28 protein-coding genes and 1 pseudogene are annotated in these 26,495 nt (G+C 59.7%); 16 read left to right on the top strand and 13 right to left on the bottom strand.

What is annotated here, in order from left to right; genetic code table 11:
* The first annotated feature begins 17 nt into the window (after positions 1-17).
* Both C4J86_RS09060 and C4J86_RS09055 read left to right on the top strand, forming a co-directional pair.
* Positions 18-1,595 (top strand): flagellar hook-length control protein FliK, encoded by a 1,578-nt coding sequence (locus C4J86_RS09060; protein ID WP_124370149.1) that lies wholly within the window; start codon positions 18-20, stop codon positions 1,593-1,595.
* Positions 1,592-1,921 carry an EscU/YscU/HrcU family type III secretion system export apparatus switch protein gene (locus C4J86_RS09055; RefSeq protein ID WP_124366406.1) on the top strand — a complete coding sequence of 110 codons (330 nt, stop codon included), beginning with the start codon at positions 1,592-1,594 and terminating at the stop codon, positions 1,919-1,921. The genes C4J86_RS09060 and C4J86_RS09055 overlap by 4 nt, the downstream gene beginning before the upstream one ends.
* A 242-nt stretch (positions 1,922-2,163) precedes the next feature.
* On the opposite strand, the gene C4J86_RS09050 is transcribed toward C4J86_RS09055, so the two are convergent.
* Positions 2,164-2,412, bottom strand: coding sequence for a CsbD family protein (locus C4J86_RS09050; RefSeq protein ID WP_124370148.1), 249 nt, complete (start codon positions 2,410-2,412; stop codon positions 2,164-2,166).
* Positions 2,413-2,580: 168 nt separating this feature from the next.
* Positions 2,581-2,850 carry a hypothetical protein gene (locus C4J86_RS09045; protein WP_164487767.1) on the bottom strand — a complete coding sequence of 90 codons (270 nt, stop codon included), beginning with the start codon at positions 2,848-2,850 and terminating at the stop codon, positions 2,581-2,583.
* Positions 2,851-3,052: 202 nt separating this feature from the next.
* Between C4J86_RS09045 and C4J86_RS27240 the strand changes: the two are divergent.
* Positions 3,053-3,317 (top strand): annotated as a pseudogene (locus C4J86_RS27240) (short-chain dehydrogenase); the annotation flags it as partial.
* Positions 3,318-3,570: 253 nt separating this feature from the next.
* On the opposite strand, the gene glp reads toward C4J86_RS27240, so the two are convergent.
* Together glp and moaB are read right to left on the bottom strand one after the other, a co-directional pair.
* On the bottom strand, positions 3,571-4,797 hold the full coding sequence (gene glp / locus C4J86_RS09035) for a gephyrin-like molybdotransferase Glp (protein WP_124370145.1): 1,227 nt from the start codon (positions 4,795-4,797) through the stop codon (positions 3,571-3,573).
* Positions 4,781-5,320 carry a molybdenum cofactor biosynthesis protein B gene (moaB, locus tag C4J86_RS09030; protein WP_048729884.1) on the bottom strand — a complete coding sequence of 180 codons (540 nt, stop codon included), beginning with the start codon at positions 5,318-5,320 and terminating at the stop codon, positions 4,781-4,783. The genes glp and moaB overlap by 17 nt, the downstream gene beginning before the upstream one ends.
* Before the next feature lie 76 nt (positions 5,321-5,396).
* Between moaB and mobA the strand changes: the two genes are divergently transcribed.
* Together mobA and C4J86_RS09020 are read left to right on the top strand one after the other, a co-directional pair.
* Positions 5,397-5,999 carry a molybdenum cofactor guanylyltransferase MobA gene (gene mobA, locus C4J86_RS09025; protein ID WP_124366401.1) on the top strand — a complete coding sequence of 201 codons (603 nt, stop codon included), beginning with the start codon at positions 5,397-5,399 and terminating at the stop codon, positions 5,997-5,999.
* Between the two features lie 79 nt (positions 6,000-6,078).
* Positions 6,079-6,300 (top strand): YgdI/YgdR family lipoprotein, encoded by a 222-nt coding sequence (locus tag C4J86_RS09020; protein WP_003189935.1) that lies wholly within the window; start codon positions 6,079-6,081, stop codon positions 6,298-6,300.
* Between the two features lie 53 nt (positions 6,301-6,353).
* Here the strand turns inward: C4J86_RS09020 and C4J86_RS09015 are convergent, their stop codons facing one another.
* The 4 genes from C4J86_RS09015 to C4J86_RS09000 form a co-directional block, all read right to left on the bottom strand.
* The gene (locus tag C4J86_RS09015) at positions 6,354-7,244 is read right to left on the bottom strand and encodes a pseudouridine synthase (RefSeq protein WP_124370144.1); all 891 of its coding nucleotides are present in this window, start codon (positions 7,242-7,244) and stop codon (positions 6,354-6,356) included.
* Positions 7,245-7,317: 73 nt separating this feature from the next.
* Positions 7,318-7,653 (bottom strand): transcriptional regulator, encoded by a 336-nt coding sequence (locus C4J86_RS09010; RefSeq protein WP_124370143.1) that lies wholly within the window; start codon positions 7,651-7,653, stop codon positions 7,318-7,320.
* A 73-nt stretch (positions 7,654-7,726) separates the two neighbouring features.
* Positions 7,727-7,963, bottom strand: coding sequence for a glutaredoxin family protein (locus C4J86_RS09005; RefSeq protein WP_124370142.1), 237 nt, complete (start codon positions 7,961-7,963; stop codon positions 7,727-7,729).
* Positions 7,964-8,030: 67 nt separating this feature from the next.
* A complete protein-coding gene (locus C4J86_RS09000) occupies positions 8,031-9,239 on the bottom strand; it encodes an ammonium transporter (protein ID WP_124370141.1) in 1,209 nt (402 codons plus the stop codon).
* 345 nt (positions 9,240-9,584) lie between these two features.
* Here C4J86_RS09000 and C4J86_RS08995 point away from each other — a divergent pair, with 345 nt between their 5' ends.
* From C4J86_RS08995 to C4J86_RS08965, 7 genes are all read left to right on the top strand, one after another.
* Complete coding sequence (locus C4J86_RS08995; RefSeq protein ID WP_124361931.1) at positions 9,585-9,899, top strand: YqjD family protein; 315 nt, start codon at positions 9,585-9,587, stop codon at positions 9,897-9,899.
* Between the two features lie 4 nt (positions 9,900-9,903).
* The gene (locus C4J86_RS08990) at positions 9,904-10,293 is read left to right on the top strand and encodes a phage holin family protein (RefSeq protein ID WP_124366397.1); all 390 of its coding nucleotides are present in this window, start codon (positions 9,904-9,906) and stop codon (positions 10,291-10,293) included.
* Positions 10,290-10,631: a hypothetical protein gene (locus C4J86_RS08985; protein WP_124361929.1), complete on the top strand. Its 342-nt coding sequence runs from the start codon at positions 10,290-10,292 to the stop codon at positions 10,629-10,631. Before C4J86_RS08990 ends, C4J86_RS08985 begins: the two co-directional genes overlap by 4 nt.
* 162 nt (positions 10,632-10,793) lie before the next feature.
* Positions 10,794-12,125 (top strand): deoxyguanosinetriphosphate triphosphohydrolase, encoded by a 1,332-nt coding sequence (locus C4J86_RS08980; protein ID WP_124361928.1) that lies wholly within the window; start codon positions 10,794-10,796, stop codon positions 12,123-12,125.
* A 167-nt stretch (positions 12,126-12,292) separates the two neighbouring features.
* Entirely contained in the window at positions 12,293-12,688 is a 396-nt protein-coding gene (locus C4J86_RS08975) for a response regulator (protein WP_124370140.1), read from the top strand.
* Positions 12,689-12,943: 255 nt separating this feature from the next.
* Positions 12,944-13,570 carry a response regulator transcription factor gene (locus C4J86_RS08970; protein WP_124366395.1) on the top strand — a complete coding sequence of 209 codons (627 nt, stop codon included), beginning with the start codon at positions 12,944-12,946 and terminating at the stop codon, positions 13,568-13,570.
* 8 nt (positions 13,571-13,578) lie between these two features.
* Entirely contained in the window at positions 13,579-17,214 is a 3,636-nt protein-coding gene (locus C4J86_RS08965) for a transporter substrate-binding domain-containing protein (RefSeq protein WP_124370139.1), read from the top strand.
* A 208-nt stretch (positions 17,215-17,422) separates the two neighbouring features.
* On the opposite strand, the gene C4J86_RS08960 is transcribed toward C4J86_RS08965, so the two are convergent.
* Together C4J86_RS08960 and C4J86_RS08955 are read right to left on the bottom strand one after the other, a co-directional pair.
* Positions 17,423-17,905: a GAF domain-containing protein gene (locus C4J86_RS08960; protein ID WP_124361924.1), complete on the bottom strand. Its 483-nt coding sequence runs from the start codon at positions 17,903-17,905 to the stop codon at positions 17,423-17,425.
* Entirely contained in the window at positions 17,902-18,792 is an 891-nt protein-coding gene (locus C4J86_RS08955) for an ATP-binding protein (RefSeq protein ID WP_124370138.1), read from the bottom strand. Before C4J86_RS08955 ends, C4J86_RS08960 begins: the two co-directional genes overlap by 4 nt.
* 167 nt (positions 18,793-18,959) lie before the next feature.
* Between C4J86_RS08955 and C4J86_RS08950 the strand changes: the two genes are divergently transcribed.
* On the top strand, positions 18,960-21,272 hold the full coding sequence (locus tag C4J86_RS08950; protein WP_124372406.1) for a response regulator: 2,313 nt from the start codon (positions 18,960-18,962) through the stop codon (positions 21,270-21,272).
* On the opposite strand, the gene C4J86_RS08945 is transcribed toward C4J86_RS08950, so the two are convergent.
* Complete coding sequence (locus C4J86_RS08945) at positions 21,265-21,750, bottom strand: glutathione peroxidase (RefSeq protein ID WP_124370137.1); 486 nt, start codon at positions 21,748-21,750, stop codon at positions 21,265-21,267. The two genes, C4J86_RS08950 and C4J86_RS08945, sit on opposite strands and share 8 nt — an antisense overlap.
* 151 nt (positions 21,751-21,901) lie before the next feature.
* Positions 21,902-22,294 carry a peptide-methionine (R)-S-oxide reductase MsrB gene (gene msrB, locus C4J86_RS08940; RefSeq protein ID WP_124370136.1) on the bottom strand — a complete coding sequence of 131 codons (393 nt, stop codon included), beginning with the start codon at positions 22,292-22,294 and terminating at the stop codon, positions 21,902-21,904.
* Between the two features lie 202 nt (positions 22,295-22,496).
* Here msrB and C4J86_RS08935 point away from each other — a divergent pair, with 202 nt between their 5' ends.
* Together C4J86_RS08935 and htpX are read left to right on the top strand one after the other, a co-directional pair.
* Positions 22,497-23,708 carry a pyridoxal phosphate-dependent aminotransferase gene (locus C4J86_RS08935; protein ID WP_065885153.1) on the top strand — a complete coding sequence of 404 codons (1,212 nt, stop codon included), beginning with the start codon at positions 22,497-22,499 and terminating at the stop codon, positions 23,706-23,708.
* A 304-nt stretch (positions 23,709-24,012) separates the two neighbouring features.
* Positions 24,013-24,900 carry a protease HtpX gene (gene htpX, locus C4J86_RS08930; protein WP_124361920.1) on the top strand — a complete coding sequence of 296 codons (888 nt, stop codon included), beginning with the start codon at positions 24,013-24,015 and terminating at the stop codon, positions 24,898-24,900.
* A gap of 57 nt (positions 24,901-24,957) precedes the next feature.
* On the opposite strand, the gene C4J86_RS08925 is transcribed toward htpX, so the two are convergent.
* The gene (locus tag C4J86_RS08925; protein ID WP_124370135.1) at positions 24,958-25,614 is read right to left on the bottom strand and encodes a thiopurine S-methyltransferase; all 657 of its coding nucleotides are present in this window, start codon (positions 25,612-25,614) and stop codon (positions 24,958-24,960) included.
* A gap of 103 nt (positions 25,615-25,717) precedes the next feature.
* On the opposite strand from C4J86_RS08925, the gene C4J86_RS08920 reads away from it, so the two are divergent.
* Positions 25,718-26,485, top strand: a complete 768-nt coding sequence (locus C4J86_RS08920) for a class III extradiol ring-cleavage dioxygenase (protein ID WP_124370134.1) — start codon at positions 25,718-25,720, stop codon at positions 26,483-26,485.
* Positions 26,486-26,495: the final 10 nt, after the last annotated feature.

The raw sequence follows: 26,495 nt of genomic DNA, 5'->3' as shown, positions 1-26,495 counted from the left end.
CAGAGACGATGCGCACGATGACCGGTGAGATCAACCTTCCTACCCTGCCGCCAACCGCGACTTCAGGCCCCGCCCCGCTGCCTGCGGCCGGCGAACTGCTCAAGCTGCTGGAGCCGCAGACCGGCTTGATCGCGCCTGGAAAAACCGTCAACGCCGAGGTGATCGCGCTTAAACAAGGCGGCGAAGCCTTTCAGTTACTGTTGAAGTTGACGCTTGATGGCGGTCGCCAGACCCTGGTGCAAGCCAGCAGCGCCCAGCCGTTACCGTTGGGCAGTAACGTGGCCGTGGGCCAGACGCAAGCGGGCAACCTGACCCTCTCGCTGCAGCAGGCGTTGAGCGCCAATGTCGCCGCCCTCACCCGCATCGACACCGCCCAAATGCCGGTAGGCACGCTGCTGCAAGCCAAGGTGCTGACCACCCAGCTGCTGCCCCAGGGCAGCGCGCAGCCGGCGGTCTATCGCTCGCTGGTGAGCGTGCTCAATAACGCAATGACCACTGCCACCCTCACCGTGGAAAGCCCGCAGCCGTTAAGGGTTGGCAGCCTGCTCAGCGCGGTCGTGCAGGACGCGCAGACCCTGAGCTTCGTGCCCTTGAGCGGCATGAAGGATCAACTGGCTGTCGCGCAGCAGCTCTCGACCCAGCAAAGTCGCCAAGGCTCGCTGGATGCGGTGTTTACCGCCCTGCAAAACCTGCCCCGTGGCGACAGCACCTCCGCCGACCTGCGTGGGGCGGCCGAGCGTTTACTTGCGGCATTGCCCGACCTGGCGCAAGTCAGTAACCCCAAGGTATTGGCGCAACTGGTGCAGAACAGCGGGGCCTTTCTGGAGGCCAAGCTGCTTGCCGGGCAGAATCCGCAAATACCACCGCTGGACATGAAGGGCGCGCTGCTGCGCTTGGTCGCGGACCTGCTGCCTGCCCTGCCCGCCAGCACCAATCTGAATGCCATCCTCGCCGCCAATACCCTGGCCCAGGTATTGCCCAATTTTGTGCGCAGCCCGTTGGGCACCCTCGGTCAGGTCAGTGCGCGTCAGACGCCCGCGAGTTTCCCGCTGCCCGAGCGGCTGATGGCAAAACTGGAAGGCGAAGGCGACCTGGAAAACCTGCTGCGCCTGGCCGCCGGGGCGATCGCGCGCTTACAGAGCCATCAATTGTCGAGCCTGGAACAGACCGGCACCACCGCCGATGGCCGCCTGCAAACCACCTGGCAACTGGAAATCCCCATGCGCAACCTGCAGGACATCGTACCGCTGCAGGTGAAATTCCAGCGCGAGGAGCCGCCCGCGGATAAAGAGCAGCCCGACCGCAAAGAGCGCAAAGACCCCAAGCAGATGCTCTGGCGCGTGGAACTGGCGTTCGATATGGAGCCGTTGGGGCCGTTGCAGGTGCAGGCGCAACTGACTCAGGGCAAACTCTCAAGCCAGTTATGGGCGACACGGCCCTTTACCGCCAGCCTGATCGAAAACCACCTGGGCAGCCTGCGCGAACGCCTGGTGGCGTCCGGGCTTAACGTTGGCGACCTGGATTGCCACCTCGGCACCCCGCCGCGCGGGCCCAAAACCGGACTGGAACAACGCTGGGTGGATGAGACCGCATGAAGAACCCCTCACCTCCCCGCCAGGCGATCGCCCTCAAGTACGACGGCCAGCAAGCCCCCACCCTGACCGCCAAGGGCGATGAGGCCCTGGCTGAAGCGATCCTCAAGCTGGCGCGGGAAAATGAAGTGCCTATCTATGAAAACGCCGAATTGGTGAAGCTGCTGGCGCGCATGGAACTGGGGGACAGTATTCCGGAAGAGTTGTACCGCACGATCGCCGAAATCATCGCGTTTGCCTGGACCTTGAAGGGCAAGTTCCCAGTGGGCTATGACCCCGACGCGGGGCCGGTGGAGCGGGATGTGACGGAACGTGGCGACGACTACTGAATAAAGCCAGGCCAACACCGATTCAAATATGGGAGGGGGCTTGCTATGTAGGAGCGAGCTTGCTCGCGAAAGACTCAGAGCCCCCGCGTTTATCCAGAATGAACACGTTGCCTGGACGTTTTTCGCGAGCAAGCTCGCTCCTACAATGAGCCCCTTTCGCTCAACTGATCGGCGTTGAGGCTTGCCCCGATAGCGGTGTATCAGTCACCTGAACCTGCGCTATCGGACCAAGCCGATAAACCTCAGCGGCGCAGGAGACGGTCCAGCACCAGCAGGGCCACCGCGCCAATCGCGAGCGCGGCGACTGGTTTTTCTTTAACGAACGTAGATACGCTGTCCAGCGCGTCGCCATAGGTCTGGGACAGCTGACCGGCAGCTTGTCGACCAACACCTTCTGCTTCGATCTTCGAATCACCCAACAACTTCCCGACCGCACTTTGTGCCTTGCCGGCGAGTTTTTGTGCAACACCTTCTGCTTGTTCACTCTTCATGATTCACCACACCTTTGCGTGTCATTGATCAGCTCAGGGTCGACCCAAGCCAGGGGTTATCTGCACAGCGTTAGGGGGATGGGCGTCATGATTAGTTCAAAGTTGATGAACCCCAGGAATCGAAGACCCCGAGCTTGGAGAAGCTAGGGCACGAGGCCCTAGCAGGTATCATTTTTTCTTTTTCGCCGGCTTTTCTGCTTTCTCTGACTTCTTCTCTGTCTTCTCTGACTTCTTCGCCTTTTCTGGCTTGCTGTCAGCTTTTTTCACGGACTTCTTGGGTTCGGCATCTTTTTTCTTGTCTTTCTTTTCCGAAGATTTTGAAAGAGCCGATGCCGCTGCGGATTTTTTTGCGGGTGAAGACTTTTTGTCTTTCAATTCCTTGCTGGCTTTCGAACCTTCACCTTTGCTTTTCTTCTCGTCTTTAGCCACGTTCCCCACCTCTCGGAATATGCCGATATTGGCAAATTGCCTGTGCGATTCGTCACAAGCTAATCATTAGGTAAGCGCGTTCACGGGCGGTTCAAATTTTTGCTGCGTCGAAATAGGCTGGCTGAGGGGGTCGTCGGCTCCCGGTCACTTCGATTGAACGATCAATTGGACGCTCCCTCTATCGCTTAACCAGTGAATGGAGGATGTGACCATGATCGACTCAGCAACCGGCATGAAGCCAGGGGAGCGGTATTTAATCGAGAGCCAGGAGCGAACTCATCATTTTCCAGGCTTTTTCCTCGATGGAAAATACTACTTGAGCCCCGAGCTTATGACTGCCGTAGGATGGCTTGAAGGTCAGAAATTCCTGTACGACGAACTCGACGCGCTGGGAGACCCAGTGTTCCCTGAGCGGGTCGCGGGTGTTATCGAAGACCTGACGTTGACGCTCAATGACGGCGCGCGCCTCAATTTGAAGGAGGTTCGCTTTCACGCACCGCTGGAACAGCCCGACCCGAAATCGACGAGGAAGATCGAAGGCGGCTGGAGAGATCGTCCACTGCTCATCGCAGGTGTCACCGCTTTGGCATTCGGCGTTATTGCGTTTGCACTCGCTCGACAGAAACGCGAAAAACGTGAACTGCGAAGATAATGTGAGCCGTTGCCTGGGTTCCATCTGCAGTAGATGGAACCCAGGCCTTTACGATGGCCCACATTGAGTAGGCGGAATCAATCCAGGACTTCACTCAGCGGAATGAAATTGACCTGATCGCCCACCGCCAAGGTCGTCCCTTCCAGCACTTCCACCAACCCTTGCGCCCACGCTGCACTGCGCAACACGCCGGAGCTCTGGTTGCCGTAGATGAGCGCCTGGCCCTGCTCGATACGCCCGCGCAGATACTCGCGGCGGTTGCCTGGTTTGGGCCATACGAACCCCACCGGCACTTTGAAACGTAGCGGCGCAACGTCTTGCACACCTTGGCGGCGCAGCAGGTAAGGCCGCGCCAACAGGGCGAACGTCACCAGGGTCGACGCGGGGTTACCCGGCAGGCCGATCACCGGCACGCCACGAAAATGCCCGAAGGTCAGCGGCTTGCCCGGTTTGATCGCCAATTTCCACAGCGCCAGCTCGCCCTCTTCACGCAAGGCAATACCGAGGAAATCCGCCTCGCCCACGGATACACCGCCGGTGGACAGGATCAAGTCGACGCTGCCCACGCCGGCCAATCGCGTACGCGTCTGTTGCAGATCGTCCGGCAAGATGCCGGCATCGATCACTTCACAGCCCATTCGCGTCAGCCAACTGCACAGCACGCGGCGGTTGCTGTTATAGATCTGGCCTGGCCCCAGCGGCAAACCGGGCTCGATCAGCTCATCGCCGGTCGACAGCACGGCCACCCGCACCCGGCGCACCACGTCCAGGTGATCGCGCCCAAGCGAAGCGGCCAGGCCCAACTCGATCGGGCCCAGGCGCGTGCCCGCGGGCAACACCAACTCGCCGACCGTGGTTTCCTGGCCTTGTGGGCGGATGTTCTGGCCCGCGTGCAGCGGCTCGCTGAAACTCACGCGCTCATCGCCGTGAAGGGTCGCGTTTTCCTGCATTTCCACGCAGTCCGCACCCTGGGGCACCGGCGCGCCGGTAAAGATGCGCGCGCAGGTGCCGGCCGCCAGAGGCTCTGGCGCATTGCCGGCGAAAATGCGTTGGCTGACCGGCAAGGGTTCGCCGGTCCAGTCCGTCACGCGCAACGCGTAGCCGTCCATGGCGCTGTTGGGCCAGGGCGGCAGGTCGAGGGTGGAGACCAGGTCTTGCGCTAATACGCGGCCATCGCACTCGGCCAGGCGCAGGCTTTCGTGCTCGCGGATCGGCGACGCGTCGGCCATGTCCAACAAACGCTGCAAGGCCACTTCCACCGGCATCAAGGCACCGGACTTGCCGGGCTTATCCACGCGATTCACAAGGCTCGGCCTGTTTCAGGTGGGGGACGAAGTTGCACGGCCGATGACGGTTGTCCAGCTGTTCCGCCAGGATGCCGTCCCAACCGGTGCGCACCGCATTGGTGGAACCCGGCAGGCAGCACACCAGGGTGCCATTGGCCAGGCCGGCCAAGGCGCGGGACTGCACCGTGGACGTGCCGATGTCGGCTACGGATATCTGGCGAAACAGCTCGCCGAAACCATCGACTTGCTTGTCCAACAGGCAGCTCACCGCTTCGGGCGTGCTGTCGCGGCCAGTGAAGCCGGTGCCGCCGGTGATCAGCACGACCTGCACCACGTCCTCGGCGATCCAATGGGCAACCTGGGCGCGAATTTTGTAGAGGTCGTCCTTGAGCAGCACCCGTTCGGCCAGGGTGTGGCCGGCGGCGGTCAGGCGGTCGACGAAGACCTGGCCCGACGTGTCGGTGTCCAGGGTACGGGTGTCGCTGACGGTCAATACAGCGATATTCAGGGGTACGAAGGGCGCATCGGCCTTGGCGTTCATGGCACGGTCCGGTTGTCGAAGGAACAGCCCGATGTTATATCACAGGCCCCTATTTCCATGCCGCAGCGGAACCGCCATGTCTGTTGAATCTTCACCCCTGCCTTGCTCGATTTTATTGTTGGCCGGTGGGCGTGGCCAACGCATGGGCGGCCAGGACAAGGGGCTGCTGGAATGGCGCGGCGAGCCCTTGATTGCGCACCTGCAACGCCTGGCGCGGCCGCTGACGGACGACCTGATCATCTCGTGCAATCGCAACCACGCGCGGTATGCGCCCTATGCCGACCAACTGGTGAGCGACGACAGCTCGGACTTTCCCGGGCCACTTGCCGGCATCCGCGCGGGACTGTTCGCTGCACGCCATGGGCATCTGCTGATCCTGCCCTGCGATGTGCCGCGCATCGATGCACGACTGCTGGCCGACTTGCGTGCCACAGCGCGCTGCAACCCGCAGGTTCCGGTGATGATTCGCCACGGCGAGTTCTGGGAACCCTTGCTCTGCATCCTCCCCACCGCCCTTAAAGAACAAGTGGAACGAGCCTGGCAAGCGGGCGAACGCAGCCCGCGGAAAATTTTCCTGCAACTGGGTGGCGTGGCGCTCGAATGCGCCACCGATGACCCGCGCCTGGCCAATCTTAATACCCCCGAGCTGTTGCACCCACAGGCTGGCGTGTCAGAATGAGTCTTGCATCAGGAACTTTGCCGGCGTTGCACACGTCACAAGGTCAGCATTTCAAAAGTATTCTCTCGGAGACACACTCATGACTCAACGGACCATCGCCGCTCTCATGCTTGCACTGGGCCTCGCCACCCTCGCCGGTTGCGCTTCGCCAACAGTGATCACCCTGAATGACGGTCGCGAAATCCAGGCCGTCGACACCCCGAAATACGATGAAGATTCGGGCTTCTACGAATTCGAGCAGTTGGACGGCAAACACACCCGTATCAACAAAGATCAGGTTCGTACCGTTAAAGACCTGTAAGCCAGCGCTTGCACACAAGGCCCGCCTCGCGCGGGCCTTGTCGTTTCTGGCGTTTACCAGTCCAGGGTGATTTCGCTGCGAAAGGTGCGTTGCTGGCCGCTGACCGGGTCGATGAAACGTACGCCCTGGGCCAGCAACTTGAGCGGGTTGGCGTAGTCGTCCACCGCGTCCTTGATCACGTTGGGATAGAACGGGTCATTGCAGATGCTCGCCCCGAGCGCAGTCATGTGGACGCGCAACTGGTGCTTCTTGCCGGTGACCGGGAACAGGCCATAGCGCCATAAATCGCCGTGTTTCTCGCGCACTTCCACTGCCGTTTCGGTATTGCTGGCACCGGGGCCTTCCTGCATGCGGAAGAACGGTTCGCCGTCCACCAGCCGGCTCTTGTGCACCAGCGGGAAGGCCAGATCAGGTAAGGCCGGGGCAATGGCTTCGTAGAATTTATCGATGCGCCGCGTGGGAAACAGCTGCTGATAGGCCGCGCGGCTGTCGGGATTGGCCGAGAACAGCACCAGCCCTGCGGTATGCCGGTCGATGCGGTGCAGGGGCACCAGGGCGGGATTGTCCAGACGCCGGATCAAACGGCGCAACAGGGTTTGTTCGACGTACTCGCCGGCGGGGGTCACCGGCAGAAAATGCGGTTTGTCGGCCACCACCAAGTGTTCATCGGCGTACAGGATGGTTTCCTGTACCGGGATTACTTTCTCGTTGGGCACTTCGCGAAAGTAATAAATGCACAGGCCTTCCTTGTACGCCAGGTCCAGGCGGATGGGGCGACCGTTGATATCCAGCACCCGGCCACGAGCAATGCGGTCCAGCCAGTGTTCACGGGCGATTGCCGGGAAATGATCGCACAGGCAATCGAGCACCGTCGCCCACGGGCCAGGCGGCAGGTATAAGGTGCTGGCTTGGTGCTGTGACGGGGAAAAACCGGAAGTGGACATGCAGATGCTCAAAGCCTGGAATAAACAGGCAGGTATTATCCCGCATGGCGCGGGATTGAGCCTAGGAGAGATCTCAGGCCTTGACCAATTGCGTGCGCAAAACCTTCGAAGCGCTCGCCGCGTCGGTAAACTCCTTGAGCCAGCGCAGCACGTCTACGGCCTCCCAACGGCCCGGATCGTACAGGGCGTAGAGCAAGCCCTGGTAACCCACCACATCCAACTGCTTGTGATAACCGGCACGCTGGAACAGCGCCTCGATTTCCGCAAAGCAGGTATTGAAATGCACTTTGTTGAAGGGCGTCTTGCCTTCCGTGACCAGGCCATCGAGGCGCAGCTCGCTCACCGCATCGCGCACGACGTCGGCGGACATGCGATTGACGCTGCTTTTCAGTTGTTCGACATTCACCACGGGCGTTCCCTCTATTCATCGCTGTACAAACATACAGTAACGTAATATTGGAGACCCCGCCATGGCCTAAACATCAGCGCAGGAAAGCGACCACCTGCTCGGCGTCGAACGGCCAATCCAGTTCAGCCCCGGTGTCCACCCGTCTAAGCACCGGAATCCGCAGGCCGTAGACCTCGGTCAAGTCGTCGGGATCAGTGATATCCACCAGCTCCACGAGTAACCCGTGTTCGACGAGCGGCATGATTTCGGCTTCGGCAATTTCACACAGATGGCAACCCAGGGTGCCGAACAGCTGGCATTCAGGAAGCATGGCAAATCAACTCGAATGGAAAACACGCCACCATTCTAAACCCAACATTGGGCAACCGGCGCGCCGATCAGTCCTGGCTGACAGCGCCGATCTTGTGGATCGACAAGTCCGCCCCGTAATACTCCTCTTCCTGGCTCAGGCGCAGCCCGCACACGCGCTTGATCACACCGTACACCAGCAGGCCGCCGCCCAGCGCCACGGCGACACCGAGGGCAGTGCCGATCAACTGACTGACCAGGCTCACACCGCCCAACCCACCCAGCGCCGTCTGCCCGAAGATCCCGCAGGCAATGCCGCCCCATACCCCACACAGGCCATGCAGTGGCCATACGCCCAGCACGTCATCGATTTTCCAACGGTCCTGGGCCGCCATGAAGCACCACACGAACAAGCCCCCCGCGACCACACCGGTGACCAACGCGCCCACCGGATGCATCAGGTCGGAACCGGCACAGATCGCCACCAGCCCGGCCAGCGGGCCGTTGTGCAGGAAGCCGGGGTCATTGCGGCCGATTACCAGCGCGGCGACGGTGCCGCCGACCATGGCCATCAACGAGTTGACCGCCACCAGGCCGCTGACGCCATCGAGGGTTTGCGCGCTCATCACGTTAAAACCGAACCAGCCCACGATCAGGATCCACGAGCCCAACGCCAGGAACGGAATGCTCGAGGGAGCAAACGCCACCAGGCGCCCTTCGCGGTAACGTCCGTTGCGCGGGCCGAGCAACAGCACCGCCGCCAACGCCAGCCAGCCGCCCATGGCATGGACCACCACGGACCCGGCGAAGTCATGGAAGCTGGCGCCAAAGGTCGCGAGCAGCCAGGCTTGCAGGCCGAAGTTGCCGTTCCACACCATGCCTTCGAAGAACGGGTAGATGAACGCCACGATCAATGCCGTCGCGCACAACTGCGGCGCGAACTTCGCGCGCTCGGCAATCCCCCCGGAAATGATCGCCGGGATCGCGGCGGCAAAGGTCAGCAGGAAGAAAAACTTCACCAGGCCGTAGCCATGATCCGCGCTGATCACCGCCGCCGGCTGCATGAAGCTGACCCCATAGGAGATCCAATAGCCTATAAAGAAATAAGCCAGGGTGGAGATCGCGAAGTCGCTGAGGATTTTCGACAACGCGTTGACCTGATTCTTCTGGCGCACCGTACCGACTTCCAGAAAGGCGAAACCGGCGTGCATGGCCAGGACCATGACCGCGCCGATCAGGATGAACAGGGTGTTGGAGCTATGGACAAGGGTGTCCACCGCACTTTGCAGATTTTCCATGGAGGTTGGCAGGCCTGCGGTAAGGCAAACAGCACCAAAGCGGTTCAAGCCGGGGTTGATCGCACCAAATTGGCACCAAAGCCGCCGTCCTTCTTCAGAGGACGTGAACTGCTTTAGCGCAGCGATCAACACAACCGGCGCTCCCCGACGGGGTATTTGCGCGAGTTTCAGTTAATTAGGGTAAGGTTTTTCAAGGTTTTCACCTCGACCGCCCGGATTCAGCGCAGGCCCCAGGGCATGCGCACCAAGGCAAAGCAAAAGCTGTACCACACAATCGCAGTGAACCTTCGGCGAACCCGGCGACTCGAAACCACACGTACAGAACAGCCACACACGGAGATAACCATGGCCGGCAAAACAGCAAAGACTGCTCAAGAAATACTGATGGCGGATTTCCAGACCCTGGTCAGCGATACTGAAAGGTTGCTGGACGACACTGCCATCCTGGCCGGTGACCAGGCCGATGAGCTGCGCACCAAGATTCACGAAAGCCTGCTCAAGGCCCGCGAAACCCTGCAATTGACCGAAGACTCCCTGCGCGAGCGCGGGCAGGCGGCCATTACCGCAACCGAAGATTACGTGCAGGCCAACCCATGGCAGTCTGTCGGCATTGCGGCGGGCGTGGGCTTTTTGATCGGTCTGTTGGCTACCAGGCGTTAATATCATGGCTATCGACGAATCCAGCTCGTCTAAGGGCGCAGGTACCACCTCCCGCCGCCTGGGCGCTGCCGTGCTCGGCTTACTGCACAGCCATGTCGAACTGTTTGGCATCGAGTTACAGGAACAGAAGGCACGCACGGTCAGCCTGCTGCTGTTTGCCGGCTTGGCCTTGGTGTTTGCCCTGCTGTTACTGGTAGGCCTATCGACGTTGGTGATGATCCTGGTATGGGACACCGGCTACCGCCTGACCGGGATCATCTGTCTGTGCGTGTTTTACAGCCTGGCCGCAGCATTCTGCGGGGTACGTTTGAAAGCGGCAGTGTTCGATGAGTCCACGCCCTTCCACGCCACCCTCGAAGAATTGGCCAATGACCGGGAGCGCCTGTTGCCATGAGCCTGCCTGAAATCCCGCAAAACTCGTCCCGTCGGGAGATGCGCAAGGCGTTGATCCGCCTGCGCATGGAAATGCACCGTCAGGAAATCCGTCACGAGTCCCAGCAACTGATGGCGCCGCTGCACAAAGTGCGCGACCTGCGTCACAACTGGCAAGACAGCCTGGGCATCAAGCACGCGCCGCTGTGGGGCGTGGCGGCGGTGACATTGATGGGGTTCTTCACCGGCAAGGGCGCCAAGGGCGGCAGCATCAGCAGCGTGACGCGCCTGGTACGGCTGGGTGCCGGGTTGATCCCGCTGATCAAACTGGCCATGCAAGGCGCTTCGCGCAGAAAATAAGCCCCGCTCGCTGGCCCCACGCTACAACCTGACCGCCGGGCAACTGCGCAACGGCGGTCAGCGCCTGTTGTTTGCCGCTGTCCACCTGAAGATTTCCGCTTGCCCCGCCCGCGTGGAAACGGGAAGCTGCAGGTGTCATTCACCGTACGGAGAGTACCTGCCTTGGATTGGCCTACCCTGCTGACCCGCGAACGTCTTGGCAAGCCCCTGCATAGCCCTGAAGAGCTGGGCCGCAGCCCTTTTCACAAAGACCATGATCGCATTATTTTTTCCGGCGCTTTCCGTCGCCTGGGCCGCAAGACCCAAGTGCATCCGGTTTCGAGCAACGACCATATCCACACGCGCCTGACTCACTCGCTGGAAGTCAGCTGTGTGGGCCGCTCCCTTGGCATGCGCGTCGGTGAAACGTTGCGCGGCGCCCTGCCCGACTGGTGCGATCCAAGCGATTTGGGCATGGTGGTGCAATCGGCCTGCCTCGCCCATGACATCGGCAATCCGCCATTCGGGCACTCCGGCGAAGACGCCATTCGCCACTGGTTCCAGCAGGCCGCCGGGCGCGGCTGGCTGGATGACATGAGCAACGCCGAGCGCAATGACTTCCTCAACTTTGAAGGCAACGCCCAGGGTTTCCGCGTATTGACCCAGCTTGAATATCATCAATTCGACGGCGGCACGCGGCTGACCTATGCCACCTTGGGCACTTACCTCAAGTACCCCTGGACTGCCCGCCACGCGGACTCGCTGGGCTATAAGAAACACAAGTTCGGCTGCTACCAGAGCGAGCTGCCGATTCTGGAACAGATCGCGCATAAACTCGGCCTGCCTCAACTGGAGGAGCAACGCTGGGCCCGCCACCCGTTGGTGTACTTGATGGAAGCCGCCGACGACATCTGCTATGCGCTGATTGACCTGGAAGATGGCCTGGAGATGGACTTGCTGGAGTACGCCGAAGTCGAGTCACTGCTGCTCGACCTGGTGGGTGATGACCTGCCGCAGACGTATCGACAATTGGGCCCGCAGGATTCCCGTCGGCGTAAGCTGGCGATCCTGCGCGGCAAGGCCATCGAGCACCTGACCAACGCAGCGGCGCGCGCATTCGTCGAACAACAGGACGCCCTGCTTGCCGGCACCCTGCCTGGCGACCTGGTTGAGCATATGCACGGTCCGGCGAAGCGTTGCGTACTGGATGCCAAAGACATGGCGCGCAAGAAAATCTTCCAGGACAAACGCAAGACCCTGCATGAAATCGGCGCCTACACCACCCTGGAAATTCTGCTGAACGCTTTTTGCGGTGCGGCGTTGGAGCAACACGGCGGGCGTACGCCGTCGTTCAAGCACCGGCGCATTCTTGACTTGCTGGGCAACAGCGCGCCGGACCCTGCCTGGCCGTTGCACGCCTCGTTCCTGCGCATGATCGACTTCATCGCCGGCATGACCGACAGCTATGCCACCGAGATGGCGCGAGAGATGACCGGGCGCTCCAGCCCTCAATAACGACTCGATCGACTCGCTCTGTTGCCTGAAACGAATCGCCCTACGATGGGAACAGAGCGGCCTGATCGAATTCGTACATATTCCCGAGGAATAATCACGCACGCCATCGCAGACAAGACGAGCAGTTCCTACGCTCCCATCGACGCTTGACTCACTGTGTACTCTCTATGCCCAACTATCCCCTTCGTATTCTTTTGGTGGAGGATCACCCTTTTCAACTCCTCGCCACCCAATGCTTGCTTAGAAGCTTCGGCTTCCACCAGCTCACCCCCGTCGAAAATGCCGAACAGGCCATACGCACCATGACCCAGTCTGAATTCCCCTTCGACTTGATGTTATGCGACCAATGCCTGCCCGACCTGCCCGGACTTGAGTTGGTAGAAATCGCCAGCCGTGGTCAGTTTATTACCCGAGCGATTCTATTGAGCGGGCTACCAACGACGGAATTACTCAAACTGACCGCACAAGCTGCGCAGCGTAATCTGCCACTTCTGGGTTGTTTATCAAAACCGTTAAATAAAGATGAACTTGAGCGTTTAATGAGTTCAACTCACCCATTATAAGTGTAGGAATTTATACCTTAGTAATTGCGAAAAACAACGAGAGAGCCGTCGCAAAATACCCGTGACCGTTAGCTACGCCAACCGCCCTGAAAACACACACACTTAGTGTCACAATTACCTAGCAACTCGTAGGCCTATGCCTTTCTTTGTGTAGGAAACTTCCTGTTTTGCGCTTGTCGCCCCCACGCTTCATGCTGCTGCCTCGTCTTCTGAGCTAATGTGAATGCTTTATTTGCACCTGCATGGAATGTGATTATGAACACCGTTTTTATTATCGACGACCACCCCGTTATACGGCTCGCCATCAGAATGTTATTGGAACATGAAGGTTACAAAGTCGTTGGAGAAACGGATAACGGGTGCGACGCCATACAAATGGTCCGCGAATGCCTGCCGGACTTGGTAATCCTGGACATCAGCATTCCGAAACTTGACGGCCTCGAAGTTCTCTGCCGATTCAACGCCATGAACACTTCGATGAAAACCCTGGTACTTACCGCCCAATGCCCGACGCTGTTTGCCACGCGCTGCATGCGTTCGGGCGCGGACGGTTACGTCTGCAAGGAAGGCGACCTGAGTGAACTACTGAGTGCTATCCGCGCCGTACTATCCGGGTACAACTACTTCCCCAGCCAGGCATTGAATGCAAATGGAACGGAAGGCATGGACACGCAGGAGCTGGACTTGTTCAGGGCTGTTAACGACCGAGAACTCATGGTCTTGCAACTTTTTGCACAAGGCCGCACCAACAAAGAAATAGCCAAGGGCATGTTCCTGAGTAATAAAACCGTCAGCACGTATAAAAAGCGACTAATGCAAAAACTAAAAGCCCAGTCTTTAGTCGAGCTCATCGAGATGGCAAAACGAAACGCGCTAGTGTGAGAAAACGGATGCCCAGCCGTATCAAGGACTATTTGATCATATTGAGTGCCGGTTTGTACTTCAGCACTACCGTGCTTGCGGACGACTCCACCGACCCGCAACACTTCACTTTATTGAGCCGCGCCGGAATCGTTCAACTGAACACTCAACTGGACAGGACCCAGCGCCAGTGGCTGCAATACAAGCGCGAACTGGTGCTGGGTACTGCCGCGCCTGACTACCCGCCGTTCGACCTCACCTCCAGTGGTCGCGATTACGAAGGCCTTACCGCAGATTATGCAGGCCTGCTGGCCAAGGCACTGGCCATACCGGTGAAGGTCCTGCGCTACCCTACCCGGGTGGCCGCCATTCAAGCCCTCGAAGCTGGCGACATCGATTTGCTGGGCTCCTCCAACGGCTTTGAGGCCGCGAACCCCAATCTCACATTGTCGGCACCTTACGCCGTGGACCAGCCTGTACTGGTCACTCGCGAGGGGGAAACCCGCAGCCTCAGCGATGGCCTTGAAGGGCTGCGCTTGAGCCTCGTCTATCATTACCTGCCGTTCGATGAAGTGGAGAAGCTGTACCCCAAGGCGGATATCCGCACCTATCCCTCTTATCAAAATGCCCTGAATGCAGTGGCGTTTGACCAGGCGGATGTATTTCTTGGCGATACGATTTCCACCCACTTCATGATTAACAAGGGCTACCTCAAAAACGTTCGCATGGCCAACTTCGGCAAGCATGAGGCCTATGGCTTCAGCTTTGCCCTGCGCCACGACAACCTCGTTCTCCTGAGCATTGTCGACACGGTGCTGGCGGCCGTGCCCATCAATGAGCGGGATAGCATCGCCAAGCGTTGGAGCGCCGGCAGCGATATCTTGCTGACCGACGAGAAACTGCAACTGACCCCGCGCGAAGAACGCTGGTTGAAGGCGCACCCGGTGGTAACGGTCATCGTGAATGAAACCTTTGCCCCGCTCACCTTCTTCGATGCGGAGGGCAATTTTCGCGGCATCACCGCCGACCTTCTTGAACTCATTCGCTTGCGGACCGGCTTGCGTTTTGCGGTGCAGCGCGGACGTAAAGTCGACGATATGATCGAGCAGGTCGCCACGCAGAAAGTCGATATGATCGGGGCGATCGTGCCGAGTAACCAACGGGAGGCGCAGCTGAATTTCAGCCGTCCCTACCTGGAAAACTCGTACGTGCTATTGACCCGCAAAGAACCCGGAGCACCGCTGAACCTGGAGCAGATGGCGGGCAAGCGCCTGGCGGTGACTCTGGGCACTCCGCTGGCCGAAATCCTGCGCAAAGACTTTCCGCAGATTCAACTGGTGGAAACCGGCGATACCTTCAGGGCCTCCGAGTTGCTTGCACAAGGGCAAGTGGATGGCGCTGTGAACACACTGTTGATCGCTAACTATTTCCTGTCCTCGAAGGTTTTCCGGGACAAGCTGCAGATCACCACGAGTATTGGCACCACGCCAGCGACGTTCGCCCTGGCCACCTCTCGCCATGCCACCGAGTTGGGCTCGATCCTCGATAAAGCGCTGCTCAGTATCGCCCCGGATGAAATGGGGGTGATCAACAGTCGCTGGCGTGGCTACACAGTCGAATCCGATAGCTACTGGCGCAATTACAACCAACTGATTGCCAAAATCGTCATCGGTACCGGTTTGCTGCTCCTGATTTCCCTGACCTGGAATGCCTACATGCGGCGCCAGATCAGGCAACGAAAAATGGCCGAGCGCGCCCTCAACGATCAGTTCGAATTCATGCGCGCGCTGGTCAACGAAACACCGCACCCCATCTATGTACGCGACCGTAATGGCTTGCTGCAAACCTGCAACGACAGTTATCTGCAGGCCTTCGACGTCAAGCGGGAGGACGTGATCGGCAAAAGCGTGACCCAGATGAGCATGGCCCTCGCGCCCGAAGCAGCGCAGTACCATGCCGACTACCTGCGGGTGGTGGCTGAGGGCAATCCATTGATTCTGGACCGCACCCTGCATATCGAGGAGAGGAAGCTGACGATCTACCACTGGATCCTGCCCTACCGCGATTCCACTGGCGAAGTCCAGGGCATCATCGGCGGCTGGATCGACATCAGTGAACGGCGTCAGTTGTTCGATGAACTGCGCGCCGCCAAAGAGCGCGCCGACGAGGCCAACCGCGCCAAAAGCACGTTCCTTGCCACCATGAGCCACGAGATCCGCACCCCCATGAACGCCGTGATCGGCATGCTCGAACTGACGCTCAAGCGGGCCGACCAAGGGCATCTCGACCGTCCGGCGATAGAAGTGGCCTACAACTCAGCCAAGGATCTCCTGGAGCTGATAGGCGACATTCTCGACATCGCGCGCATTGAGTCCGGCCGTCTCAGCCTGGCGCCGGAACGCGTCAATCTGCGCGAGGTGATCGAGTCCGTGGTACGCGTGTTTGACGGTCTTGCGCGCCAGAAAACCCTCAGCCTGCTACTGGAGTTCAAGCCCGACCTGAACGACATCGAAGTCCTCATAGACCCGCTGCGCTTCAAGCAAGTGCTGTCCAATCTTGTGAGCAACGCCATCAAGTTCACCGAACACGGCCAGGTGAAAATCAAGGTGGAGGTGCAACCGAGCCAGACCCAGGAACAGGTCGACGTGAAGCTGGTCGTGGAAGACACCGGTATCGGCATCAACCGGGACGACCAACTGCGCCTGTTCGAGCCGTTCGCCCAGGCCGACAATTCCGGGCACCTGGCCAGAAGCGGTGCCGGCCTGGGCTTGGTGATCTGCCGCAGCCTTTGCGCAATGATGGGCGGCCAGCTGAGCCTGAGCAGCGTGCCCATGGTCGGCACCCAGGTGCACGTCAACCTGAAAATGCCGCGCCTGCATCCGATCACCCCCCAGGGTGAACACACGCCTGCGAAGCCGGTCTCTACCCCGGTGCTCAATGTACTGGTAGTAGACGACCATCCGGCGAACCGCCTGCTGATGTGCCAGCAACTGGGCTACCTGGGTCATCAATTCACTGCCGCCGAGCATGGTGCCGCCGGGTTCCAGGCCTGGCGCCAGGAACAGTTCGACCTGGTGATCGCCGACTGCAACATGCCCATCATGAATGGCTACGAGTTGAGCCGTTCCATCCGTGAGTACGAGCAACGCGAACAGTTGGCGCACTGCGTGGTACTGGGGTTTACCGCCAATGCACAACCGGAGGAAAGACAACGCTGCATGGAAGCGGGCATGGATGACTGCCTGTTCAAACCTATCAGCCTCACCGTGCTGGAACGGCAGTTGGCACAGATCATCCCCCAGCCCACGAGCCCGCAGCTGGACCTGGGATGCCTGGACGCGCTGACCGGAGGGGATTCGCAATTGAGTCGACGCCTGCTCGAAGAACTGCTGACCAGCAGCGTTGATGATCGTCAGGCACTCATTGCGCTGCTGGATCGCAAGGCTTCATCCACCGACATCATCGAACAGGCCCACAAGATCAAGGGGGCCGCACGCATAGTCCAAGCCAATGCCTTGGCCGGGCAGTGCGAAACACTGGAGCAGGCCTGCTCGCGCAACGATGATCGGCGAGTGATCGAGACGGGGGTCAAATCCCTGGAAAAGCTCATGCTCGAGCTGGAACGGGCACTGCAGGTTCAACTGCATGACCTGGACGGCCAATAGGAGGCAGGGGCTTGCCCTAATGCCAGTCAGTTAAGGGCGAACACTGTACCTGTGGCGAGGGAGCTTGCTCCCGCTGGGCCGCGAAGCGGCCCCAAAGATGGGACTGCTGCGCAGTCCAGCGGGAGCAAGCTCCCTCGCCACAGGTTACTTTTTACCCTTTCTACTTCTTAACTCACTGGCATTAGGGCTTGCCCCCCGCCTCGCTCGCTCAGCAATCGGTCAAGCGCAGGAAGATAGCCGCGAGTTGTTCGATACCCGCCTGGTCCTGAGGCGTAAAACGCGCCAGCGACGGGCTGTCGAGGTCAAGGACGCCAATCAATTGGCCGTTCTTGACCAGCGGCACCACCAACTCACTGTTGGAGGCGCTGTCACAGGCAATGTGCCCGGCAAACGCATGCACGTCTTCCACTCGCTGGGTTTGCCGGGACGCCGCTGCGGCACCACACACGCCACGACCAAAAGGGATGCGCACGCAGGCGATCTGGCCCTGGAAGGGTCCAAGAACCAGCTCATCATTGCGATTGAGATAGAAACCCGCCCAGTTCAGGTCGTCCAACTGATTGAACAGGAACGCGGAAAATTGCGCGCTGTTGGCGATGAAATCCCGCTCATCCGCCAGCAGCGACTCCAGTTGCGCACACAGCAGCGCATAGCCCTCGAGGCCGGTGCCGGCCTGTTGTAAATCGATCATGGTTGACGCTCCAGCAATTTGAGACCCACCCAGTAACGAGCGAACTGATAGGCGCAGCGGCCATTGCGGTTGCCGCGCCCGGTCGCCCAGCGCACGGCGAGAATGTCGAGTTGTTCATCACGCTGCCACTGCAGGCCGGTCTTGCCGGCCAATTCGCCGATCCAGTGCTCCACCACATTCAGGAAGTGCTCCTGGGTAAACGGGTAGAACGACAGCCACAAGCCAAAACGGTCGGACAAGGCAATCTTGTCTTCTACCGCCTCGCTCGGGTGCAGTTCGCCATCCACGCGCTTCCAATTGTCGTTGTCGCTCTGGTTCTCCGGCACCAGGTGACGACGATTGGAGGTGGCATACAGCAACACGTTTTCCGGCGCCTGCTCCAGGGAGCCATCCAGCACGCTCTTGAGCACGCGATAGTCACCTTCCCCGGCATCGAACGACAGGTCATCGCAGAACAGGATGAAACGCTGCGGCAGCTTGAGCAGTTGCTCGACCACGCGCGGCAGGTCGGCCAGGTGGTCACGCTCGATTTCGATCAAGCGCAGGCCGGCCTCGGCGTGCTGGGCGAGCAAGGCGCGTACCATGGATGATTTCCCGGTGCCACGCGAACCCCATAGCAGCGCATGGTTGGCAGGTAAGCCGTCGAGAAACTGTTGGGTGTTACGCGCCAGCTGTTCACGCTGCTTGTCGACGCCGATCAGGTCCGACAGGCGCATGTCCAGGCTGACTTCCAGCGGCAACAGGAAGCCTGTACGGCCTTCGCGCTGCCAGCGGGCGGCCAGGCACTGGTTCCAGTCGATGGCTTGACGCGGTGCGGGTAACAGGGGCTCCAGGCGCGCCAGCACGGCGTCAGCCCGTTCAAGAAAGGCATTCAATCGAGAATCCACATCTATTCCTCTGGCAAGTTCTTGTAAAAGATGGCGTATTGGCAACCCTGTGGCAGACCGCACAAGGCTGCGTCAAGAAAATCGATTTATGCCGGGCAAGTCAGCGCTGGTGGGATGTTCAGCTATGCTTGCCGGGCGAAGGGAAACGTGAAGTGGTTCAACACTCGATGGATATCAAGTTCGCCCACCGCTTGTCTTATAAACAAGCCAGATTGACTGTGCTGGTCGGTTTCGTCTTGGGAACCTTGCTCAGTTTTATCCAAATCGGCATTGATTATGCCAGTGAAGACGCATCCATCAACCGTGAAATACGCTCGCTGATCGAAATCAGCCATAACCCTGCCTCGCGTATCGCCTACAACATCGATGCCGAACTTGCCCAGGAACTGACCCTGGGCCTGCTGCACTCCCCTGCCATCGCCCACGCACAGCTGGTCGACAACAACGGCATGGTGCTGGCCGACGTCGAGCGGCCGCGCAAGGAAAGCCATTATCGGCCTGTCAGCGATTTTCTGTTCGGTGCCAACCGTCAATTCGAAGACCGCCTGTACCTCAGCCATATGCCCAACGAATCCCTGGGTGTGCTGCGCCTTGATGTCGATACCTACGCGTTTGGCAGCCGTTTCCTGCGCCGCGCCGAGGTCACGTTGCTCAATGGTTTTGTGCGCAGCCTGCTGCTGACCGGGATCTTGCTGGGCTTGTTCTACGTCATGCTCACCCAGCCGCTGGTGCGCATTATTCGCGCGTTGAGCACGCGCAAACAGGCGCGTCTGGACTGCCCGCCAGGGCATGAGCACGACGAAATCGGCGTGCTGGTCAACGTTGCCAACCAGCAATTCGAAAACATGGAAACCGAGATCCAGCAGCGTCGCCATGCCGAAGATCGTCTCACCGAATACCTGGGCCAACTGGAAGACATCGTTTCTGCGCGCACCCTTGAGCTCAAGACCAGCAACCAACGCTTGAGCCAGATCAATGATGAGCTGGAAGCAGCACGGATGACCGCCCTGGGCATGGCCCAGGCTCGGGCGGCGTTCCTGGCCAATATGAGCCATGAAATCCGCACCCCGCTCAATGGCCTGCTGGGCATGATTGCCCTGTCGCTGGACAGCCCGCTCAACGCCGAGCAGCGCCAGCAATTGTCCATTGCTCATGACTCCGGCAAGGTATTGGTGGAGTTGCTCAACGATATCCTCGACCTGTCCAAGTTCGACGCGGGTCAACTGGAGCTTGAACGAATCCCGTTCGACCTCGGCTCACTGGTGGAAGACACCGCCAACCTGTTGTCGCAAAACGCCGCGCCCAGCGTGGAACTGACCTGCCTGATCGACCCGCTGTTTGCTGCCCAAGTCATTGGCGACCCGACGCGGGTACGGCAAATCGTCAGTAACCTGCTGTCCAATGCCTTGAAGTTCACCCGCTTCGGCCGGGTGGATGTGCGCCTGAGCCACCACGGCGACGGAGTGCGCATTGAAGTTTGTGATACCGGTATCGGGATTGCCCAGGATGCACAGGTCAAGATTTTCCAGCCGTTCACCCAGGCCGGCGCTGGTATTACGCGCCAATTCGGCGGCACCGGCCTGGGGCTCGCATTGACCCATAACCTCTGCGAAGCCATGCAGGGCCGCTTGAGCATCAGTTCGGAGGTCGGCTTCGGCAGCCAGTTCTGCGCCGACCTGCCGTTGCCCACACACCTGCCGGCGGCAGCTCGGGTGCCATTGGTGGGGGATGTGATCGTCATCACCCACCACAGCAGTGGCCTGGGGGAGTTGCTCACGACCCTGCTGCCCCATTGGGGGTTGGCGCCGCGTTGCTACTCCATGGAAGACGACCTGAGCGGACAGTACCCCGACCTGTTGATCACCGACTGCCCGGAGTGCCTGTTCCGCCTGAGGCCGGGCATCAGCGCGCCGATTCTGGTGGTGACTGCCTATGGCAACTTCATGCCCAGCGAAGAAGTCGCGGCCCTGGCGCCGCTGCAGCAACAAGCCCGCCCGCTGAGCCGTAACGCGCTGTACCAAATCCTGCAGCGTAATTTGCGCAGCGACACGCAGCCAATTCTGGACCCGGTCCAAATCGACGCCGCGCCCCTCAGCCAACGTGCGCGCATCCTGCTGGTGGAGGACAACCCGGTCAATCAACTGGTGGCCAAGGGCATGCTCGGCAAGCTCGGCTGCGAGGTCATCGTGGCCGCCCATGGTGGCGAAGCCCTCAAGTTCCTTGAGGACCAGCGTTTCGATCTGGTGTTGATGGACTGCAACATGCCGGTGATGGACGGCTACGAGGCCAGCCGGCAAATTCGCCAGAGCGGTCGCTGGCCGGACCTGCCGATTGTCGCCCTGACCGCCAACGCCCTGTCCGAAGAACGTGAGCGTTGCCGTGCCGCGGGGATGAATGATTACCTGGCCAAGCCGTTTCGCCGCGAGGAACTCAAGGCCCTGCTGGACCTGTGGGTGCCTGAGACGACACGTCTCATTTGAGCAGGGCTTCGATCTCTTGGCTCAGGTCCTGGGGCTTGGTGGTCGGGGCGAAACGCTTGACCTCTTTGCCGTCACGCCCGATGAGGAATTTGGTGAAGTTCCACTTGATGTTCTTCGAGCCCAGCAGCCCTGGCGCAGCCCTTTTGAGCTGCACGAACAGCGGGTGGGCATCGCTGCCATTGACGTCGATTTTCTTGAACAAGGGAAAACTGACGCCGAAGTTCAATTCGCAGAACTCGGCTATCGCGCCTTCGTTGCCCGGCTCCTGCTTGCCGAACTGATTGCACGGAAAGCCCAGCACCACCAGGCCCTGGTCCTTGTATTGCTGCCAGAGCTGTTCCAGGCCCTTGTACTGCGGGGTAAAACCGCACTTGCTGGCGGTGTTGACCACCAGAATGGCCTTGCCGGCGAAATCGGCCAAGGTCTTTTGCTCACCGGTGATGGTGGTGCAAGGGATGCTCAGCAAGTTGTCGCTCATGGCAGTGCCTTTGATTAAGGGAAGAAGCAGAAAGGTAACTCGCCATTCAATAGCGTCAACTCAATTGACGGCAATGATGACGTGCAATCAACCCAGGGCCTCACATGGGGGGAGCGAGCCCCCGCCCACATTTGACCACGCGGGTACTCGCCTAGCGCGGCACCAGGTCCAGGCACACCGAGTTGATGCAGTAGCGCAGCCCGGTCGGTGGCGGACCGTCCGGGAACACATGCCCCAGGTGCGCGTCGCACTTGGCGCAGGTGACTTCGGTGCGGATCATGCCGTGGCTGATGTCACGGATCTCGACCATCGCGTTATCGGCAATCGGCTCGTAGAAGCTTGGCCAGCCGCAGCCCGAGTCAAACTTGGCCTTGGAATCGAACAACGGTTCATTGCAGCAAATGCAGTGGTACACGCCGTCGGTCTTGGTCTCGTTGTACTTGCCGGAGAACGGCCGCTCGGTGCCTTTGAGCCGACACACGTTATATTGCTCCGGGTCGAGCATCGCTTTCCATTCTTCAATGGTTTTCTGCAGCTTTTCCATCGGTACACCTCGGCAACTGAAAAACCCTGATCTGTGTCTTTTCCGTGGATCAGGCGGCACGTATGATTGCGCCTCTTCAAAACGCCAGTCTGGCACCCGCGCCATCACCATTCAAACGTATTTATGGGTGCGCGGTGCGCGGGATTCACAGTACGGTAGTGCCTGTGCCGTCTGGATCGTTCATTTTCAGGATCACATCACCATGCAGGTCAGCAAATCGAACAAGCTCGCCAACGTCTGCTACGACATTCGCGGCCCGGTGCTCAAGCACGCCAAACGCCTGGAAGAGGAAGGCCATCGCATCCTCAAGCTGAACATCGGCAACCCGGCGCCCTTTGGTTTCGAAGCGCCAGACGAAATCCTCCAGGACGTGATCCGCAACCTGCCCACGGCCCAAGGCTACAGCGACTCCAAGGGCCTGTTCAGCGCGCGCAAGGCGGTGATGCAGTATTACCAGCAAAAACAGGTCGAAGGTGTCGGGATTGAAGACATCTACCTGGGCAATGGCGTGTCCGAGCTGATTGTGATGTCGCTGCAGGCCTTGCTCAACAACGGCGACGAAGTGCTGGTGCCGGCGCCGGATTATCCGTTGTGGACCGCCGCCGTGACCCTGGCCGGTGGCCACCCGGTGCACTACCTGTGCGACGAAGGGGCCGACTGGTTCCCGGACCTGGCCGATATCAAGGCCAAGATCACCCCGAACACCAAGGCCCTGGTGATCATCAACCCGAACAACCCCACCGGTGCCGTGTACTCCAGGGAAGTGCTGCTGGGCATGCTCGAACTGGCGCGCCAACACAACCTTGTGGTGTTCTCCGACGAGATCTACGACAAGATCCTCTACGATGACGCCGTCCACGTGTGCACCGCCTCCCTGGCGCCAGACCTGCTGTGCCTGACCTTCAACGGCCTGTCCAAGTCCTACCGCGTGGCGGGATTCCGCTCCGGCTGGATCGCCATTTCCGGGCCCAAGCACAACGCCCAGAGCTATATCGAGGGCATCGACATGTTGGCCAACATGCGCCTGTGCGCCAACGTGCCGAGCCAGCACGCGATCCAGACCGCCCTCGGCGGCTACCAGAGCATCAACGACCTGGTACTGCCCCAAGGTCGTTTGCTGGAGCAACGTAACCGCACCTGGGAGTTGCTCAATGCGATCCCGGGCGTCAGTTGCGTAAAGCCCATGGGTGCGTTGTACGCGTTCCCGCGGATCGATCCGAAAGTCTGCCCGATCCTCAACGACGAAAAGTTCGTGCTCGACCTGCTCCTGTCGGAAAAGCTGCTGGTGGTGCAAGGCACCGCCTTCAACTGGCCGTGGCCGGATCACTTCCGCGTGGTGACGTTGCCGCGCGTGGATGAACTGGATATGGCGATCGGTCGCATCGGCAACTTCCTGAAGTCCTATCGCCAGTAACGCAAATGATGCCGTACGACCTGCATTTGGTCGTACAGCGATTATCTGGCAACACTTCTCTGGCGCGGGCGACCTCGAACGGGGTGATAGCACCGCGCCAGGCGCCCTACCCTAGCGTTAACGGGGGTGCGACACGCTTGGCGGCGAACCGGCGAGGCTAATTGTTGTGGGAAAATCCCTTCAAGGCGCTACATTTTCGCTGTAGGACACAGTTTGAAATAGTCGCTCGGTTGAATCACCCCATGCCGCACCTTATATACCCCGCAGTAAGCGACATATTAAGCATGAGGAGAATTCTACAACCATGATGCGCATCCTGCTGTTCTTGGCCACTAACCTGGCGGTCGTACTGATTGCCAGCGTCACCCTGAGCCTTTTTGGCTTCGACGGGTTCATGGCGGCCAACGGGGTTGATCTGAACCTCAATCAGCTGCTGATTTTCTGTGCGGTCTTCGGTTTTGCCGGTTCGCTGTTCTCGCTGTTCATCTCCAAGTGGATGGCGAAAATGAGCACCAGCACCCAGATCATCACTCAACCACGCACTCGCCATGAACAATGGCTGATGCAAACCGTGGAGCAGTTGTCTCAAGAAGCAGGCATCAAAATGCCCGAGGTGGGGATTTTCCCTGCTTATGAGGCCAACGCCTTCGCCACCGGCTGGAACAAGAACGACGCGCTGGTCGCTGTCAGCCAGGGGCTCCTGGAGCGTTTTTCGCCCGACGAAGTCAAGGCGGTGCTGGCCCACGAGATCGGCCACGTGGCCAACGGCGACATGGTCACCCTGGCGCTGGTTCAGGGCGTGGTGAACACCTTCGTGATGTTCTTTGCGCGAATCATCGGTAACTTCGTCGACAAGGTGATCTTCAAGAACGAGGAAGGCCGCGGTATCGCCTACTTCGTGGCAACCATCTTCGCCGAGTTGGTCCTGGGCTTCCTGGCAAGCGCCATCGTAATGTGGTTCTCGCGTAAACGTGAGTTCCGCGCAGACGAAGCCGGCGCGCGCCTGGCGGGCACCAGCGCGATGATTGGCGCACTGCAACGCCTGCGCTCCGAACAAGGCCTGCCGGTGCATATGCCGGACAGCCTGACCGCCTTCGGCATCAACGGCGGCGTCAAGCAGGGCCTGGCTCGCCTGTTCATGAGCCACCCACCGCTGGAAGAGCGGATTGACGCATTGCGTCGTCGCGGCTGATAGCGCAGGGCAACACAGAAAGGGGCGATTGGATCGCCCCTTTTTCGTGGGCGTGATTTACCGCCTGGTCAGGCGATAAACACGCTCATCAAGCCGAGTAACGCCATCCGCCTTGAATTTGCTGCTTTCACTCAAAATGTCCCGCTCTTGCAGCGTGACCACATTCCAGTGCGGGCCCAGCAGCGACTGCACTTCCTCATCCGGGACAGCGAAGGGCGGGCCAGCCCTTTGCGCCTGGTCGTAGTCGACGCTGATCAACAGCCCCTCACAGACAGGGGTCAGCAGGGTATCGAGGTGCTCGGTGTATCGTGAGCGCATTGGCTGCGGCAAGGCGATCAGTGCCGCACGGTCATACAACGCCACGCAATCAGCCACAGCACTTGCGTCAAGGGCGAAGAAGTCACCGCACCACACTTCGATCAGGCCCGCCTGATACACCTTGAACACGCCTCTCTGATCGATCTGCGGCGTAAGTCCCTGTTCGCTGAAGAATGCCTCAACGGCTTTATCCGACACCTCCACACCCACCACGCGATGCCCGCGATCCGCCAACCACTTCATGTCCAGGCTCTTGCCACACAAAGGCACGAAAACCCTGGCACCATCGACCAGAGCCAACGTTGGCCAATGCCGCTGCAAGTAAGGATTAACGTCGGTCTGATGAAAACCGATCTGATTGGTTGCCCAGCGTTCCTGCCAAATTTTTGCGTCCATGCATCACCCCGAAAAATCGATCAAAAGACACTAAATCTTATATTAGATCTGGATTAATGATCTGAATGAAGATAGCCCGATATTAATCTTCAGGACTCTTCTTATGTTCCCCAGCCTGTTTATCTCCCATGGCTCCCCAATGCTGGCTCTGCAACCCGGTGCCAGCGGCCCGGCGCTGCAGGCCCTGGCAGCCGCGCTGCCACGGCCCAAGGCGATTGTGGTGGTATCGGCGCATTGGGAAAGCCACGGACTGCTGGTCAGTGGCAGCGCCGCGCCCGAAACCTGGCACGACTTCGGCGGCTTCCCTCGCGAACTGTTTGCGGTGCAATACCCTGCGCCGGGTGATCCACGGCTGGCGAATGAAATTGCCGAGTTATTGCAGGCTGACGGCCTGACTGCACAGGTAGACAACCAACGGCCCTTCGACCATGGCACCTGGGTGCCCCTGTCGCTGATGTACCCGGCGGCGGATATTCCGGTGGTGCAAGTCTCCCTGCCAAGCCGCATGGGTCCGGCTTTTCAAACCCGGGTTGGACATGCCCTCTGCAGGCTGCGCGATCAAGGTGTGCTACTGATCGGCTCCGGCAGCATCACCCATAATCTCGGTGAGCTGGACTGGCGCGCCGGGCCGGAAACCATCACGCCATGGGCGCAAGCCTTTCGCGACTGGGTAGTCGAAAAACTCGCTGCCGGTGACGAAACAGCCTTGCATGACTATCGCCTCCTGGCGCCCCATGCAGTGCGCAGCCACCCCAGCGACGAGCATTTGTTGCCGCTTTACTTTGCGCGAGGTGCCGGCGGTGATTTCAGCGTGGCGCATCAGGGCTTCACCCTCGGCGCCTTGGGCATGGACATCTATCGCTTTGGCTAACACAGGTGCA

This window comes from Pseudomonas sp. R2-7-07, assembly GCF_003852355.1.
Lineage (GTDB): Bacteria > Pseudomonadota > Gammaproteobacteria > Pseudomonadales > Pseudomonadaceae > Aquipseudomonas.
This window is presented reverse-complemented; position numbering and strand designations above follow the sequence as displayed.